The following is a 14,615-nucleotide window of genomic DNA, read 5'->3' as shown; positions in this document are numbered from 1 at the left end:
ATTTGATCTATTTTCCTAAAGCAAATACTTGTAAGATACAATAAGTAATGCCAGAAGCAATGACTGGTCCGGCGGCGATTCCTCTTAAGAAGACAACACCTAAAATCGTGCCAAAAACAAGCGCAACAGTGATTTGCGGATCAGAAGCAATCAATCCTACGCCCTTGGAAGATAAGACAGCCACTAGCCCACCGCAAAAAACAGCTACCCAGCCGATAGGGGATTTAAAGGCTTCTAATAAATCACGTAGACCGATTTCTCCTGTTGCGATAGGGATCAGAATAGCTGCAGTGATGATCGTCACACCAATATTGATTCCTTTGCCTTGAAGCCAAGGGAAAAAGGAACGAGAGGTTGGTATGAGCTTCATAATCAACACAAAAGCTGCCGCTAACATCAGACTTTGGTTCTTAGCTAAAATTGCTACAAGTAAAATAATTCCTAAAAAAAGCCAACTTTCCATAAAATATATTCCTCACTTTCTTCGAAACAATCATAACATCTTTTTGGAAAGTTGCAAAAGTAGGAATTCATCCTTCAAGATCTATTCATAAGCTGTTTTTTTCATAAAATAAATAAAATTTCTTAATTGTCAAATTAAGTTAGACAGATCATCAATACTTACGTAACTCAAAAATACTTCCAAAGGTGTTCGATAATCCAGTGATTTTCTAGGAATATTATTTCGTTTAGATGCGACAGATTGAATAAAAAATTCATCTACTGAATTGAAATCCATAGATTTCAATAAACCATCTCTACGTAACAATCCGTTAGAATTCTCGTTTAGGCCTCTTTGAGACGGCGTTCCTGGATCAGCGAAATAAATGGCAATATCATTGACATTACTGATCTGTTTCCAATTTGAAAATTCCTTTCCACAATCAAAAGTGATGGATTTGAATAGGTTTTTCGGTACAGATTCAAACCATTGATTTAATTTTTTTTCAATATCAATCGCTTGTCTACCACACGGTTTCAATGTGATGATAACTTTTGATAATCGTTCAACTAAGGTAATTACAGCACTTTTATGTTTCAGACCTACGATAGTGTCACCTTCAAGGTGACCAAACTCATTTGAGAATTGGCTATAATCCTTTTCACGTTCATGAATAGAGCGGCGGAAAGTTTGTTTTCCACGTCTTTCTTGATGTCCATTCGGTTTACGCTTGCCTTTCATCGGTAAGTCAGAAGAATCAAATAGCCCCTTTTTGAACATACGATAAATGGTACGAGCAGAACAACTAATAGGAAACGCTGCACGACCAACAATCACATCGGGTGTCCATCCTTGAACAACCTTTCTTTGAATATATTCTGATTGTTCCTCGGGTAAAACAAGCGGACGTCTACCACAGTTTGATTTGTTTTTCTTATACTGTTGATAATATTCTAAGGCTGATTTTCCTTGCTTGAAGAACAGATATACTTTATGGATCGTTTGTCTTGAACGATTCAAGCAATGGGCAGTTTTAGCAACAGATTGATTAATTTTGAAATAAGACTCTATTATTACAAGTTCATCCGTTGTAAGATGGGTATAGGTCATTTGTACTCACTCCTTATAATTCTTTGGTCGGAACTATTTTGAGTGTAGCACAAATGACTTTTTTAGTTGTCTAGCTTAATTTTACAATCGGCGATTATAAAAAACACTTCGCTTATTTAACAGAAGACAGCCGCGCTTTGTATAGTGGACAAGACTTACATTTTTTTGAAGAATCAGAAAGAGCAGGTAAAGGTCTTAGTAAACGCAAGCCATTCAGAATAACCAATATTGTGCTTCCTTCGTGTCCTACAACTCCAAGAGGTAGATTTAAAAATTGCAGGAAGTTAGAAGCAATCAACAAGAGAATAACAAGAATCGAAAAAATAATATTTTGTTTGATGATCCGCCGCATTTTTAAAGACAGCCGATGACTGTAGACAAATTTATCTAAGTCATTTTTCATTAAGACGATGTCTGCGATATCCATAGCGGCGTCTGTTCCTTGTCCCATAGCGATACCTAATGAAGCAGCTGCTAAAGCAGGCGCATCATTGACTCCATCACCAACCATCGCATTTACTTGGTAAAGTTCATTTTCTTTTTTGACTAGTTGTGTTTTTTCTTCCGGAGTACAGCTTGCATAGTAATGTTCGATCCCTACTTGTTCAGCAATAGCCTTTGCTGTGCCAGAATGGTCGCCAGTTATCATACTTGTATGGATGTTTTGGGATTTAAAGTAAGAAATCACCTGTTGGGCATTTGCTTTTGGAATATCCAACAGACCTAAAACAGCGATTAACTGTTGATCTTTAGACAGATAGATTACAGTTTTTCCTTGATTTTCTAAACGTTCGATCATTTCCTCAATCTCTTTGCTGATTCTCATCGTCTCAGGATCATAAGCGTGTTTGCCAACTTTCCATTGCGCACCTAAATAGGTAGTTTGTAAGCCAAAACCAGTAATTTCTTCTATTGATAGGGATTGGATTGCTTCGGGTATTGTGCAATCGAAATATTGTAAAATCGCATGAGCAAGAGGGTGTGTCGTTTTTTGTTCCATAGCAACAAGAAGTTGTTGTGCCAAATCCTTCTCATCAAAGAAAAAGCTGTCAGTCACAACTGGTTTACCTTTAGTGAGTGTTCCTGTTTTATCAAAGGCAATCGCTTTTAATTCAGAAAGCTTCTCTAAATGAATCCCGCCTTTGATTAGAATCCCATTTTTTGCAGAATTTGAAAGAGCAGCTAGAGAAGCAGGAGTAGCAGATGCGACAAGCGCACAAGGAGAAGCCACGACTAGTAATACCATTCCTCGATAAAAGCTTTCATCCCAACTCCAACCTAAGAAAAAGTGGGGGAGAAGGATCATTAGAGGCACAGCAAGCAAAATCAATTTTACATAATTGTTTTCGATCCGTTCGATAAATGAAGCTGTTTGAGTTGGCGTATTCTGTGCTTCTTCCACTAATTGGATAATCTTAGCAAAGACGGTTTCGGCACTCGTTTTTGTTACTCGAATCGTAATGGGATTTCCTTGATTCAGCGTTCCTGCAAACATCTCATCTCCTAAATATTTTTCTACAGGTACAGATTCACCGCTTAATGCAGACTCATCGATTGTTGCCTGTGTGCTTTCTAAACAACCATCGATCGGAACAGCCGCTCCTTTAGCGACGAACACCAAGTCATCCACCTTTAATTGCGAAACATCTACTTCTTGCATTTGTCCGTTTTCTTTTAGTAACTGAGCTTTTTGTGGTTGAAGATTCATCAAAGCGGTAATTTCTTTTTGACTTTTATTGGTCGTGTATTCCTCTAATGCACCGCTTAAACAAAAGATGAATGTCAACATTGCTCCCTCAAAGTAATTACCAATCAAACAGGCACCGATAGCAGCTAAAGCCATCAATAAGTCCACATTCAGTGTTCGGTCATTCCACAATTCTTTCAAGCCTTCCGATGTTTGTTTGTATCCACCGATGATAATAGCGCTGATATAAAAAAGTGGGGTGATGGTAAGAGAGAATCGGTCGAAAATAAAACCGGCAATCATAAATAAAAGACAGCCAATTGTTGCTGCAAAAGCTTTTTTCTGATTAGTCATCGTTATCAGTCCTCCTTGTCAAAACAAGGATAGCATAATAACAATGTAATTGATAATAAAAACAGCTAAATGAGAACGATAATGGTTATCAGATGGCTATGAAGCTTTATATAGTTTTTATTGTTTATAATAATTATCATTAAAGAAAATAAAAAAACCAGAACATTTCTCATACAAGAGAAGTGTTCTGGTTTTTCTTACATTGCGATAAACCAATAACCAATTAAAATGATACCAAGGATAATACGATACCAGCCAAAAGCGGTAAAGTCGTTTTTCTTCAAATAACTTAATAAGAATTTAATAGCTAAGACAGAAACCACAAAAGATACGAATGTTCCTACAAGAAGAACAACAGTTTCTTCCATTTTGAATGAGTTCCCTTCAGCTAAATATTTGACGATCTTCAAGCCGCTTGCGCCAAACATGACAGGAATCCCTAAGAAAAATGAGAATTCTGTAGCGACAAAACGCGAAGCGCCAATCAAGATAGCTCCTAGGATCGTTGCACCAGAACGGGATGTTCCGGGAACAAGTGCCAAGACTTGGAATAACCCAACAAGAAGAGCTGCTTGGTACGTAAAGTCATTCAGCGAAGTCCAACGAGGTGTTTTGTTTTTGTTACGTTTTTCGACAATAATAAAGGCAATACCGTAAACGATCAAAACAATGGCAACGGGTAAGAACTTGTGGAAATTTGCTTCTAACCAATCATCCAAAGGCAAACCAATGATGATGGCTGGTATACAAGCAACGATCACTTTAAACCAAAGTGTCCAAGTATCTTTTTTTTCTATCGTTGATTTACTTGGAGAAAAGGGGTTTAATTTGTGAAAATAAAGAACGACGACAGCTAAGATCGCCCCTAATTGGATAACGACATTGAACATCGACATAAACTGTGAACTGGCATCCAGTTTGATGAATTCATCTGCTAGGATCAGATGACCAGTACTACTGATGGGCAGCCATTCCGTTATTCCTTCAATAATACCGAGAATCACTGCTTTGATAATATTTGCAAAAAACATAAATTCCTTCCTTCCCAATTAAGATACATCTTATAGTATACCGTTATTTTTTGATAAACCCAATCTGTTTTTTAATATTAAGAAAAACTTGAGAAATGAAGCAGATAAGAATACGAAGAGAAAAAAAGAAGACAAAGCCCTCGTTCAGACTTTGCCTTTTATGATTCTCTGTTAAAAATTAAAATATCCCATCATAAAAACGAGTTTCGACTATGTGCTTTCCCGTTTTCGATATAAGACGTATCGTTGATACCAAGGATAGAAAATCGACCGTTTGCATAAGTAACCTTTGTTACACTGCCATTTAAAAGACCAGCACGAACAGGCTGTTTAGGATCGATCAGATTAAGCAAGAAGGCAATCGTCAAACCATGTGATACGACTAAAACATTTCCGCCGCCGTTTTTTTCGCAGTGATGGGCGATATCTTCAAATCCTGTCCACACACGATCTCGTAATGTTTCATAAGTTTCTGCCCATCCAGCCGTATCCAAATTGTATACAGCATTGGCAATTTGTTCAAAAGAAACTTCTGTGGTGAACATTTCATCATATGTTTTAAAATTCAATACGCGAGGGATCACACCCCACATTTCCATGTCATAGCCGCCTTCAAGAGACCCGAAGCACCATTCTCTGATCCGTTTCTCGATAAAATAAGGAATTTCTTTTCCCTTAGAATGTTCTCCTAGAATAATACGGGCAGTTTCGATCGCCCGACCACTGTCACTAGAATAAGCAAAAGAAAAGTCGACATCTTTTAACCCGCGCCCTAAATAATGGATGCCTTCTTGTCCTTGTTTTGTGAGTGGCGTATCACACCAGCCTTGTACGCGTTCGATTGTATTGAACATCGTTTTTCCATGCCGTACGATATAAAGTGTAGTTTCTGTCATTTTATTCTCCTCCTAAATCATTTTTAACGATTGAAAAAAGGATTTGTCCTTTTTTCCTGTTCAATCGTTGTTGCATCACCATGTCCTGGATAGACTGCAAATTCATCAGGTAAAACAAACAGCTGGGTCCGAATACTGTGAAGTAATTGTTCTAAATTTCCTGTATACAGATCGGTTCTACCGATACTTCCTCTAAATAGGGCGTCGCCAGAAACGACAAAATCATCAAAAATAAAGCTAACGCTTCCGATGGAGTGCCCTGGAGTAGGGACCACACGAAAAGACATGTTTCCTAAAGTATAAGTTTTCATTTCAAATTCATATTCTGCAGGCGAGACAATAATATCAGCAATATCATCATGTCGTCCGAGTCCAGAAAGGTTCAAAATCGGATCACCTAGCCATTTTTGTTCTAGTGGGCTGACATACACCGGGATTTGATAATATGCGCGTAAGGGTTCTACTGCACCAATATGATCATAGTGGGTATGGGTAAGTAAAATCGCTACCGGTTGTTGGTTTGTTTTTTTGATTTCTTGTTTGATTTGTTCCGCATCTTCTCCAGGGTCAATGATCAAAAGTGCTTCTTCGTTGTAGACCAAATAACAGTTTTCTTCAATCATTCCTGTTTTTAATCTTTCGATATGCATGTGCATTCCTCCTTGATAGCCAAAACTTCTTTCATCCATTAGTATAACGCATTCATTGCTAGGAAACAAAAACAGGTACTTATTTCTCTTTACTTATCTGAATTATCAGACTATATGAAAAGTATTTGGATATTCTAAAGAGAAGGAAAGTAAGTTTTCATAGCATTTTAATATGTCCTTGTTACATTAGACTCATCCAAAAATCCAAATTCTATATCCTATATCCCTGCCTAATCAGCAGGGTGTTTTTTTTATGCTTGAAAAGAGAGCTCTTTTTGCTAAACTAGGCTTTTTCAGGTAATCTTAGAGAGAAAGAGGTGGTGGAAATGATCAAACAGTCAAAAATATCTGTGCGGCACTTAGTAGAATTTATTTTGCGACGTGGAAGTATCGACAATCGTAAAAAAAGTAGCCATACTGCATTGGAAGGAGCAAGAATCCACCGCAAGCTCCAAAAAGATGCGGGAGAAGACTATGAAAAAGAAGTTTTTTTAAAAACAACAGTTCCATTAGATGAATATCACCTGATCGTTGAAGGCCGTGCAGACGGTATTTTCAAAAGAGACGGTATTTATTATATAGATGAAATCAAAACCTCCGAACCACGATTTGAAGATTTAGAACCAGAACAAGTGGAACTTTTCTTTCATCAAGCAAGGGTATACGCCTATATCTATAGTCAAGAGCATGATTTACAAGAAATAAATCTGCAGTTGACTTACTTTCAGACGGCAGAAGAAGTGATTACGAGAAAGGTCGAACATCAGACAAGAGAGCAGTTAGAAATTTTTTTTAAAAAACTGACTGAAGATTATAAAGAATGGCTTGTTTTTCAAGAAAACTGGCGTACTGTACGCAATGCCTCTTTGATGGCTTTGAAATTTCCCCATGATGAGTATAGGAAAGGCCAGCGTGAACTAGCAGTAGCTGCTTATAAAACAATCCGTACGAAACAGAAATTGTTTGTAGAAGCACCTACCGGAACTGGAAAAACAATCTCTACGTTATTCCCCGCTTTGAAAGCTGTAGGGGAAGAAGAGGGAGAAAAGATTTTTTATCTAACGGCCAAAACAATAACTAGACAAGTAGCTGAAGATGCCATGACAGCATTAAAAGATACTGGAGCTGAAATAAAAAGTGTCACTTTGACGGCTAAAGATAAGATCTGCTTTTTAGATGAGACGACCTGTAATCCAGATCAGTGCCCGTATGCCAATGGTTATTACAATCGTATCAACGAAGGATTATGGGATCTTTTGAATCATGAGAATCAGATCACTCGAGAAGTCATCGAAACTTATGCAAGGAAGCATACACTTTGTCCTTTCGAACTATCATTAGATGTCAGTATCTGGTGCGACGTGATCATTGGGGATTACAATTATTTGTTTGATCCCACTGTTTATTTAAGACGTTTTTTTGAAGATGAAAAAAACGAGGATTATCTGTTTTTGATTGATGAGGCACATAATTTGGTGAATCGTTCCCGAGAGATGTATTCGGCAGAACTATCTTATGAAAAAACGAAACGAAGTAAGGAAGCTATACCAAAGGAATTCAAAAAACTCCATCGTCGTTTCAACAAACTATTGAAAGAATTTGATTCGATCCGAGAAATAGCAAAAGAAGATCATTGGGATTATCATCATCAAAAAGCACCGGCTGAATCTTTAGTAAAGGCAGGTTATCAATTAAGCGAAAAAATCAAAGAATGGCTAGCAGAATTTCCTGAGCATCCATCACAAGAACAATTGCTTCCTTATTATTTTGATTTGCTTCATTTTTTGAAGGTCAGTGAATTTTATGATGATCACTATGAAACAACGGTCGAAAAAACGTATCGCGATCTGATAGTAAAAGAGTTTTGTATTGATCCAAGCTTGTTTCTTGAGCATTCGTTGGATAAAGGAAGAAGCAGTATCCTTTTTTCTGCGAGTTTTTCACCCCTATCTTATTATCAGGAAACACTGGGCGGACAAAAAAGTCTCGCTTACAAACTGCCGAGTCCTTTTCCAGAAGGAAACCAGCAAGTTTTCATCGCAAATTACTTAGAGACGACTTATCGAAAAAGGAAACAAAGTCTGGCACAATTAGTTGAGACAATCCATGCTTTTGCTGATGGAAAGGTCGGAAATTATTTCGTTTTCTTTCCTTCTTATCAATATTTAGACCTTGCGGCGGAAGCATTCAAACAGCAATATCCTGACAGCGATGTGCTGATTCAAGAAACGGACATGAATGAAGAAGAACGCGAACGATTTTTAGCAAAATTCCAAGCAGATCCCGATGAAACATTGATAGGATTTTGTGTACTTGGTGGGATTTTTTCAGAAGGAATCGATTTGAGAGGGAACCGATTGATCGGCAGTATGATTGTAGGTGTAGGTTTGCCGCAGATGAATCATGAGCAGGAACTGATCAAATCATATTATGATGAGAAGGAACACCTTGGATTTGCTTACGCTTATCAGCTTCCTGGAATGAACAAAGTCTTGCAAGCTGGTGGTCGAGTGATTCGTGGCATGGCGGATCAAGGAATCGTAGTATTGGCAGATCAACGATTTGCTCGTTTTTCTTATCGACGTTTATTCCCACAACATTGGCAAACAGCAAGAGAAGTACGAAGTGTTGGAGAATTGGAAGAAGGAATACAGCGTTTTTGGTCATCCAAAGAAGCAGTAAATCAAAAAAACGAGGGATGACAGATGTCAGCCTCGTTTTTTTCATTAACGATAGTTAGTGAATTGCAACTCGATTGGTAAGTCAAGTTTACGTAATAAAGCAATCACAGCTTGAAGATCATCACGGTTTTTACCTGTCACTCTAATCTGATCTTCTTGGATTTGTGCTTTTACTTTCAGTTTTTCATTTTTGATAGCTGTAGTGATTTTTTTCGCGTTTTCACGATCGATTCCGTTGACAAGATCGGCAGTTTGACGAGCTTTGCCACCTAGCGCGTGTTCCGATTCGGAAAAATGGATATTTTTGATTGGCACATTTCTTTTGATCAACTTACCAAATAATACATCTTTGATCTGTTCGATTTTGAAATCATCATCGCTCAAGACAACTAGATTGCTGTTCTCTAATTTGATTTCTACCGTAGAATCCTTGAAGTCAAATCGATTAGTCAATTCTTTTGTTGTTTGCTGAATCGCATTTTTTACTTCTTCTGTATTGACTTCTGATACAATGTCGAAGCTAGCATCTTTTGCCATAAGAACCCTCCTGATATACGTATAAGTTTACTATACATCTATCTTATCATAGGAATGGGGCAGATTCTTACTTGTTTGCTAAAATTCTTCTCATTTGAGTTCGAAGTATTTTATTTTAATAGATAAACTGTTATTCTTACATTTGGAATAACAAAGTAGAGGAGAGGTGCTTGTGAGCAAAATTATGACTGCGTATCATAAAAATGAAAGATTAAAAAAAATAGTGGTTATTTTGATAACCGGATTGACCGCTGCGGTCGCTTTAAATTATTTTTTGATTCCAGCCAATGTCTTTTCTGCAGGGATGAATGGGATCGCTCAAATCATTTCCTCGCTTTTATATGAATGGTTTCATATCAAGGTAGACACAGGAACATTTATTTTTATTTTGAATATCCCTGTGTTTGTATTAGGGTTCCTCAAAGTAGGAAAACGAGCAACGATCCTTAGTTTTGTGAACGTTGTATGCGTATCAGTGATGACGATGCTACTTCCAGTCGGACAGATCACTGATAATATTTTGATGAATGCCTTAGTAGGCGGTGTTTTATTAGGTCTTGGCGTAGGGTTATCTTTAAAAATGGGCTTTACAACTGGGGGAATGGACATCATCTCTCTTGTGCTTTCACAAACAACTGGAAAAACAGTCGGAAATTACATGCTGATTCTAAATGGGATCATTGTAGTCATCGCAGGCTTCTTCTTTAACTGGGAAAGTGCCTTGTATACGATTATTTCCATTTATGCAATGACTCAAGTGATTGATGCCATCCATACGAGTCATCAAAAAGTAACAGCGATGATCGTGACCGTCAAACCGGAAGAGGTAACAGAAGAACTAGCGAAACGGATGGTACGTGGAATGACATTGCTTCCGTCTGTCGGTGGCTATTCAAAAAAACAAGGAAATATGATCATGATGGTCATCACCCGCTATGAAATGTATGATCTTGATCAGATCGTTCATGAAATCGACGACGATGCATTTATCAATATTTTACCAACTCATTCAGTATTTGGCCGATTTGCAAATGAAAACGAACAAAAAATGTATCGAACAACAGGTGTGTTGCCAGAAATAAAAAATCGTTCACAAAAAAAATGAGGAATCAGTTTTATTTAGAATGAATTTAATGTATCCCATCTAATAAGGACATTTTATAAATTTAAACGAGAATCTTCCTTCTAAATTCTCATTTACAAGTAGTTAAAAAAAGAGTATGATAAATAAAAATCGTGTTAAGGAGTGTCGTACGATGAGCGAAGCAAACCAAGAACGGTCTGCGCAAGAAATAGAACTGATCAAAGAACGTATTCTTGCTGCCTTGGAAATGGTGATCGATCCTGAATTAGGAATCGATATTGTCAACTTAGGCTTGATTTATGATATAGAATTCAATCCTGAAAACGGAGAAACAGTCATCAAAATGACGCTAACAACTATGGGCTGTCCACTAGCCGATATTTTAACAGAATCTATCCATGACGCATTGAAAGAAGTACCAGAAGTAACGAAAGCAGAAGTAAAACTTGTCTGGTATCCCGCATGGACGACCGATAAGATGAGCCGTTATGCACGGATTGCGTTGGGGATTCGATAGGGATCTTGACTGACTAGCTATGAGAAGCAAATAGTAAAAACAAAAAACCTTTTATCCTTTCTAGAAGAAAAGAGATAAGAGGTTTTTTTGTTTATAAAATTTTGTCTGCTATATTAGAAGTTAATCAAATAAATGTGTTCTATTGATAAAGGACATTCAAATCTCTTTTCTTTTGCCATCCATATTTTTTACATCAATTTGATTTTCGTATAGTATTCTTTCTCATCTTCACGATAAATCGTGGCCCCATTTTTTTGCTGCGCCTTAAGACTGCCAAGATTTTTTTTATTTACAGACAAAAGTGCCTCATCGATGCCGATTTTTTTTGCCTCTTGTAGTACTAATGCTAAACCTTGTGTTGCATATCCTTTTTTACGATAGTCAGGGGAGATGCCGTAACCGATATGGCCAGCGCCGTTTCTTAATGATTCGTTCAGTTTATGGCGCAGATTAAAAATTCCTACATACTCATGTCCATCATTTTCCAAAATAAAGACGGTTGCGGGAACGTAATTCTCAGGAAGATCAATACCTAAAGAAGTGTTTTCGCATTTTTTTACATAATCTAAAAATTCAGCAAGTGTATAGCCATAAGCACTGTTGATAAATCCATTCTCGTTTGGTCCGAAGCTAGTTTGCAGCCGATAAGCTTTCTCCAAATCTGCTTCCCATAGTTTGATCAATTTCATCGAATCCGCCTCTTCCTAAGTAAACATATTTTTTCTACTATAGCACTATTTTGGCGAATAGCCATTCTTATTTTTATTTTTTTGTGATGTATCGTATTAAGAATAATTTAACAAAATAAATGATTGCAGATTTTTGTTATTTATTGTATTGTTTTTATAATAGATGAATCCTCGTTATCTTTTAAAAATGATCTTATTGATTGATATTGAAAGTTCAAGATAAATTGAATTTTTAATAAATGTGTTATTTTTAAAGTTTTTTCGTCCGTTGCTTATGATCACTAGAAAGGAGATCTCGTGAACTACTTTAGCGGTTATAAAAGAATTCCAGAAGGATGGCGGCAAACAGAAGCAAAAAATGATCAGTATCAAAACGAAAGAAGAAGACAGTTGTTGGAGAAAATGCAGCAAAAACAGCTGAATCGAGAGAAAAAGAAGAACAAAGAAACGAAGAAAAAGCAGCAAAATAAAATAGCTACCGATCCCAGAATCGTTCGTTTAAACAATGAAATGAATCAATTGAAGCAAGAATTGAGTAAAGCAAAAAAACAAGTAGCTACTGTGAGCAAGAAAAGAAGAGAGGACAAGAAACACATCAGAGAGCTGTCACAGCAACTCGAACGACAGCACCAACAAGCAAAAGTAGAAAAAGAAGAGATGAGACAAAAAGCCATCGAACAGCAGAGGAAAACAGAACTATTGTATCAAAAATTAGAAGAAGTGGGCTGGGATACAGATAATCACGCACTTCAGGAACTCCAAAAACGTAACCAGATCATCATTTATTTGCTGCAAAAAAATAGCCAAATGCAACATTATCTAGAGAGCATACATAAAGCGTCAGGTTTATTAAAGAAAAGAAATGATCGACTGAACAAGAAATTAGAAAAGCTTTCAAATAGAAATGCTACGTATCTGAAAATCATGGAGAAGAAAAAACAAGAACTGCAACAGTTGTATAAAGTCAACCAGCGACAAACAGAACAATTAGCAAAGAAAAAACAAAATCTGATCCATGCATTGATCCAACAGTTAGATACCCAATCATTTTATAAGTTCAATCAGCTGAACAAGCTGTTCAATAGGTATCAATGGATCTTTGAACAACAAGCGAATAATTTGCAGTATCAAGAAACAAATATTTTTTATGGTTTTGTAGAAATAGAAGAGGACAACATTTATTTCTATGAGGTCAATACGGAGCAAAGAAGACCACTGATAGTAGAAGAGAGCTTTAAACGCAAAGATCTTTTAACAGATGGCATAGCAGTACGAGTACATCAAAAAATAGTAGACGGTCCAGTATATCTAAGGTATTGCTATCCTATCGTTGAACAGAATAAGTCAAAAAGAAGAAGCGACAAATATCTAAAGAGAACAAGACAAAAATCTAAACAGTCAAGTAAAAAGCAATTGAGCATAGACGCTGAAAAGTGGGCATCATCACTCAAAATTGCTGTGATCGGGAACAAACAAATAAAAGGATTCGTAAAAGGATTGCAGAAATATGTAGAAACTGTCGAAAGAATCGATGCATATGAGTACGGGGAGAAAGCACTATTTGAAAGAATTCGTGCTGTTGACTATGTCTATGTTTGCATCGACAGCGTCCCGCATCATGTGACCAATTTTCTGAAAAGTGAAATTGAGCTTATGGAAAAAACAGAATTTTTTTATCGCCCTTCAATAGATGATGGAGTTATTCGGATGAACTATTTGTATTGGTTGCAAGAGGGAAAACGCGTAGAGATAAAAAAGAACAAAAAATATGTTCTTGACAAAAAACAAATGTAATCCTAAACTAGAACATATGATGCGGCTATGGCGGAATTGGCAGACGCGCTAGCTTCAGGCGCTAGTGAGGGCGACCTCGTGGAAGTTCGAATCTTCTTAGCCGCATAATTTTTATATATACTGAGAAAAGATGTCGAGGGAGAGATCCCATCGGTATTTTTTTATAAAATCTGATATAAAATAGATTTCGGTAAGAAAGTCATAGAAGTAATAGATGAGCAAAAAACTCGCTCTAATGTGACAAAACAACTCAAAAAGAGGCCATGCGATGTATTCTTTCGCATGGCCTCTTCCTATTTTGAATGTGTTTAAACGTTCAAATAATGAATCTTAGTACCAACCGTTTGCTTCCCAGAATGCTTTCGCAGCTTCCCAAGAACCATAACGTGAAGCAACATATTGTTCTGCCACTTTTTCTTGGTTCGCAGCAGAGTAATCACCATTCAAGTAAGAAGAATCTAATTGGTAACGTCCGATGTAACGTCCGTTCGTTGCTGTGTAAGAACCGCTTGATTCTTTTTGTGCGATCCATTCTTTTGCAGCATTCGTGCTTGTTGCCGTTGTTTCTGTTGTAGCAGATTGTGTTTCAGCAACAGGGGCTGCTTGTGTTTCCGTTTGAACCGTTTCTTGTACAACAGGTTGTTCAGCTTGAACAGGTTCAGCTTGGACTGGTGCTTCTTGAACGGCTGCTTGAGGTTCAGCAGCTGCTTGTGTAGAGCCTTCTGTTGGAATCGTTAATTGTTGTCCTGAGTAGATCAGGTTAATGTCAGAAATTGAATTTGATTCTGCAATGGCATTGATCAAGGAGTTGTCACCAACGTATTTTTGAGAAATCGTTGATAGAGTATCACCTGATTGAACGGTATAAGCTTCGTCCGCATGAGCAGTCGTTCCCATGAAGAATGCAGCACCGGCAGCCAAAGTTGTTCCAAAAAGTAAAGTTTTAAGTGATGTCATGAAAAATCTCCTTTATTCGTTAAAAAGTTTTATTTGTTGTGTTCAACGAGGAATACTTTAACACGTGAAAATATTTCATAGGTAAAAGAAGCATGACAATTTATGACAAATCCACGTTTTTTGTAACAGAATGATGTTCATCTCATGTGAAAAATGATGAGGAAATTCACATAATGCAGAAATAAT

Annotated in this window: 13 protein-coding genes and 1 tRNA gene; 5 read left to right on the top strand and 9 right to left on the bottom strand. The window is 37.1% G+C overall.

The genetic code is table 11. The features are described 5' to 3' along the window. Positions 1 to 7: 7 nt before the first annotated feature. From AC1F25_RS04920 to AC1F25_RS04895, 6 genes are all read right to left on the bottom strand, one after another. A complete protein-coding gene (locus AC1F25_RS04920; protein ID WP_002292185.1) occupies positions 8 to 463 on the bottom strand; it encodes a DUF441 domain-containing protein in 456 nt (151 codons plus the stop codon). Positions 464 to 592: 129 nt separating this feature from the next. Continuing rightward, positions 593 to 1,552, bottom strand: a complete 960-nt coding sequence (locus AC1F25_RS04915) for an IS30 family transposase (RefSeq protein ID WP_002336308.1) — start codon at positions 1,550 to 1,552, stop codon at positions 593 to 595. Positions 1,553 to 1,664: 112 nt separating this feature from the next. Continuing rightward, positions 1,665 to 3,593 carry a heavy metal translocating P-type ATPase gene (locus tag AC1F25_RS04910; RefSeq protein ID WP_002292184.1) on the bottom strand — a complete coding sequence of 643 codons (1,929 nt, stop codon included), beginning with the start codon at positions 3,591 to 3,593 and terminating at the stop codon, positions 1,665 to 1,667. Positions 3,594 to 3,790: 197 nt separating this feature from the next. Continuing rightward, positions 3,791 to 4,624: an undecaprenyl-diphosphate phosphatase gene (locus AC1F25_RS04905; protein WP_002309434.1), complete on the bottom strand. Its 834-nt coding sequence runs from the start codon at positions 4,622 to 4,624 to the stop codon at positions 3,791 to 3,793. A 191-nt stretch (positions 4,625 to 4,815) separates the two neighbouring features. Beyond that, complete coding sequence (locus AC1F25_RS04900; protein WP_002309433.1) at positions 4,816 to 5,520, bottom strand: histidine phosphatase family protein; 705 nt, start codon at positions 5,518 to 5,520, stop codon at positions 4,816 to 4,818. Between the two features lie 23 nt (positions 5,521 to 5,543). After that, positions 5,544 to 6,170 (bottom strand): MBL fold metallo-hydrolase, encoded by a 627-nt coding sequence (locus tag AC1F25_RS04895; RefSeq protein ID WP_002292180.1) that lies wholly within the window; start codon positions 6,168 to 6,170, stop codon positions 5,544 to 5,546. A 326-nt stretch (positions 6,171 to 6,496) separates the two neighbouring features. Here AC1F25_RS04895 and AC1F25_RS04890 point away from each other — a divergent pair, with 326 nt between their 5' ends. Then, a complete protein-coding gene (locus tag AC1F25_RS04890; RefSeq protein ID WP_151668691.1) occupies positions 6,497 to 8,872 on the top strand; it encodes an ATP-dependent DNA helicase in 2,376 nt (791 codons plus the stop codon). Positions 8,873 to 8,896: 24 nt separating this feature from the next. Here AC1F25_RS04890 and AC1F25_RS04885 read toward each other — a convergent pair whose 3' ends face one another. Next, a complete protein-coding gene (locus AC1F25_RS04885; RefSeq protein ID WP_002309430.1) occupies positions 8,897 to 9,388 on the bottom strand; it encodes a YajQ family cyclic di-GMP-binding protein in 492 nt (163 codons plus the stop codon). 184 nt (positions 9,389 to 9,572) lie between these two features. Between AC1F25_RS04885 and AC1F25_RS04880 the strand changes: the two genes are divergently transcribed. Together AC1F25_RS04880 and AC1F25_RS04875 are read left to right on the top strand one after the other, a co-directional pair. After that, complete coding sequence (locus tag AC1F25_RS04880) at positions 9,573 to 10,493, top strand: YitT family protein (RefSeq protein WP_002316215.1); 921 nt, start codon at positions 9,573 to 9,575, stop codon at positions 10,491 to 10,493. 151 nt (positions 10,494 to 10,644) lie between these two features. After that, positions 10,645 to 10,989 (top strand): metal-sulfur cluster assembly factor, encoded by a 345-nt coding sequence (locus tag AC1F25_RS04875; RefSeq protein ID WP_002292174.1) that lies wholly within the window; start codon positions 10,645 to 10,647, stop codon positions 10,987 to 10,989. A 188-nt stretch (positions 10,990 to 11,177) separates the two neighbouring features. Here the strand turns inward: AC1F25_RS04875 and AC1F25_RS04870 are convergent, their stop codons facing one another. Continuing rightward, positions 11,178 to 11,678 carry a GNAT family N-acetyltransferase gene (locus AC1F25_RS04870; RefSeq protein ID WP_002292172.1) on the bottom strand — a complete coding sequence of 167 codons (501 nt, stop codon included), beginning with the start codon at positions 11,676 to 11,678 and terminating at the stop codon, positions 11,178 to 11,180. Between the two features lie 297 nt (positions 11,679 to 11,975). On the opposite strand from AC1F25_RS04870, the gene AC1F25_RS04865 reads away from it, so the two are divergent. Next, positions 11,976 to 13,472, top strand: a complete 1,497-nt coding sequence (locus tag AC1F25_RS04865) for a hypothetical protein (RefSeq protein WP_479994303.1) — start codon at positions 11,976 to 11,978, stop codon at positions 13,470 to 13,472. A 21-nt stretch (positions 13,473 to 13,493) separates the two neighbouring features. After that, positions 13,494 to 13,577 (top strand) — tRNA-Leu (locus AC1F25_RS04860). A gap of 225 nt (positions 13,578 to 13,802) precedes the next feature. On the opposite strand, the gene apf is transcribed toward AC1F25_RS04860, so the two are convergent. Beyond that, positions 13,803 to 14,429: an aggregation-promoting factor gene (gene apf / locus AC1F25_RS04855; protein ID WP_002310878.1), complete on the bottom strand. Its 627-nt coding sequence runs from the start codon at positions 14,427 to 14,429 to the stop codon at positions 13,803 to 13,805. Positions 14,430 to 14,615: the final 186 nt, after the last annotated feature.

The sequence above is a fragment of the Enterococcus sp. M-BR2 genome, from assembly GCF_056612775.1.
This window is presented reverse-complemented; position numbering and strand designations above follow the sequence as displayed.

What these genes read in the sequence shown, in the direction of transcription:
- AC1F25_RS04920 (WP_002292185.1), bottom strand. Translation starts at nt 463, where the DNA reads ATGGAAAGTTGGCTTTTTTTAGGAATTATTTTACTTGTAGCAATTTTA.
- AC1F25_RS04915 (WP_002336308.1), bottom strand. Translation starts at nt 1,552, where the DNA reads ATGACCTATACCCATCTTACAACGGATGAACTTGTAATAATAGAGTCT.
- AC1F25_RS04910 (WP_002292184.1), bottom strand. Translation starts at nt 3,593, where the DNA reads ATGACTAATCAGAAAAAAGCTTTTGCAGCAACAATTGGCTGTCTTTTA.
- AC1F25_RS04905 (WP_002309434.1), bottom strand. Translation starts at nt 4,624, where the DNA reads ATGTTTTTTGCAAATATTATCAAAGCAGTGATTCTCGGTATTATTGAA.
- AC1F25_RS04900 (WP_002309433.1), bottom strand. Translation starts at nt 5,520, where the DNA reads ATGACAGAAACTACACTTTATATCGTACGGCATGGAAAAACGATGTTC.
- AC1F25_RS04895 (WP_002292180.1), bottom strand. Translation starts at nt 6,170, where the DNA reads ATGCATATCGAAAGATTAAAAACAGGAATGATTGAAGAAAACTGTTAT.
- AC1F25_RS04890 (WP_151668691.1), top strand. Translation starts at nt 6,497, where the DNA reads ATGATCAAACAGTCAAAAATATCTGTGCGGCACTTAGTAGAATTTATT.
- AC1F25_RS04885 (WP_002309430.1), bottom strand. Translation starts at nt 9,388, where the DNA reads ATGGCAAAAGATGCTAGCTTCGACATTGTATCAGAAGTCAATACAGAA.
- AC1F25_RS04880 (WP_002316215.1), top strand. Translation starts at nt 9,573, where the DNA reads ATGACTGCGTATCATAAAAATGAAAGATTAAAAAAAATAGTGGTTATT.
- AC1F25_RS04875 (WP_002292174.1), top strand. Translation starts at nt 10,645, where the DNA reads ATGAGCGAAGCAAACCAAGAACGGTCTGCGCAAGAAATAGAACTGATC.
- AC1F25_RS04870 (WP_002292172.1), bottom strand. Translation starts at nt 11,678, where the DNA reads ATGAAATTGATCAAACTATGGGAAGCAGATTTGGAGAAAGCTTATCGG.
- apf (WP_002310878.1), bottom strand. Translation starts at nt 14,429, where the DNA reads ATGACATCACTTAAAACTTTACTTTTTGGAACAACTTTGGCTGCCGGT.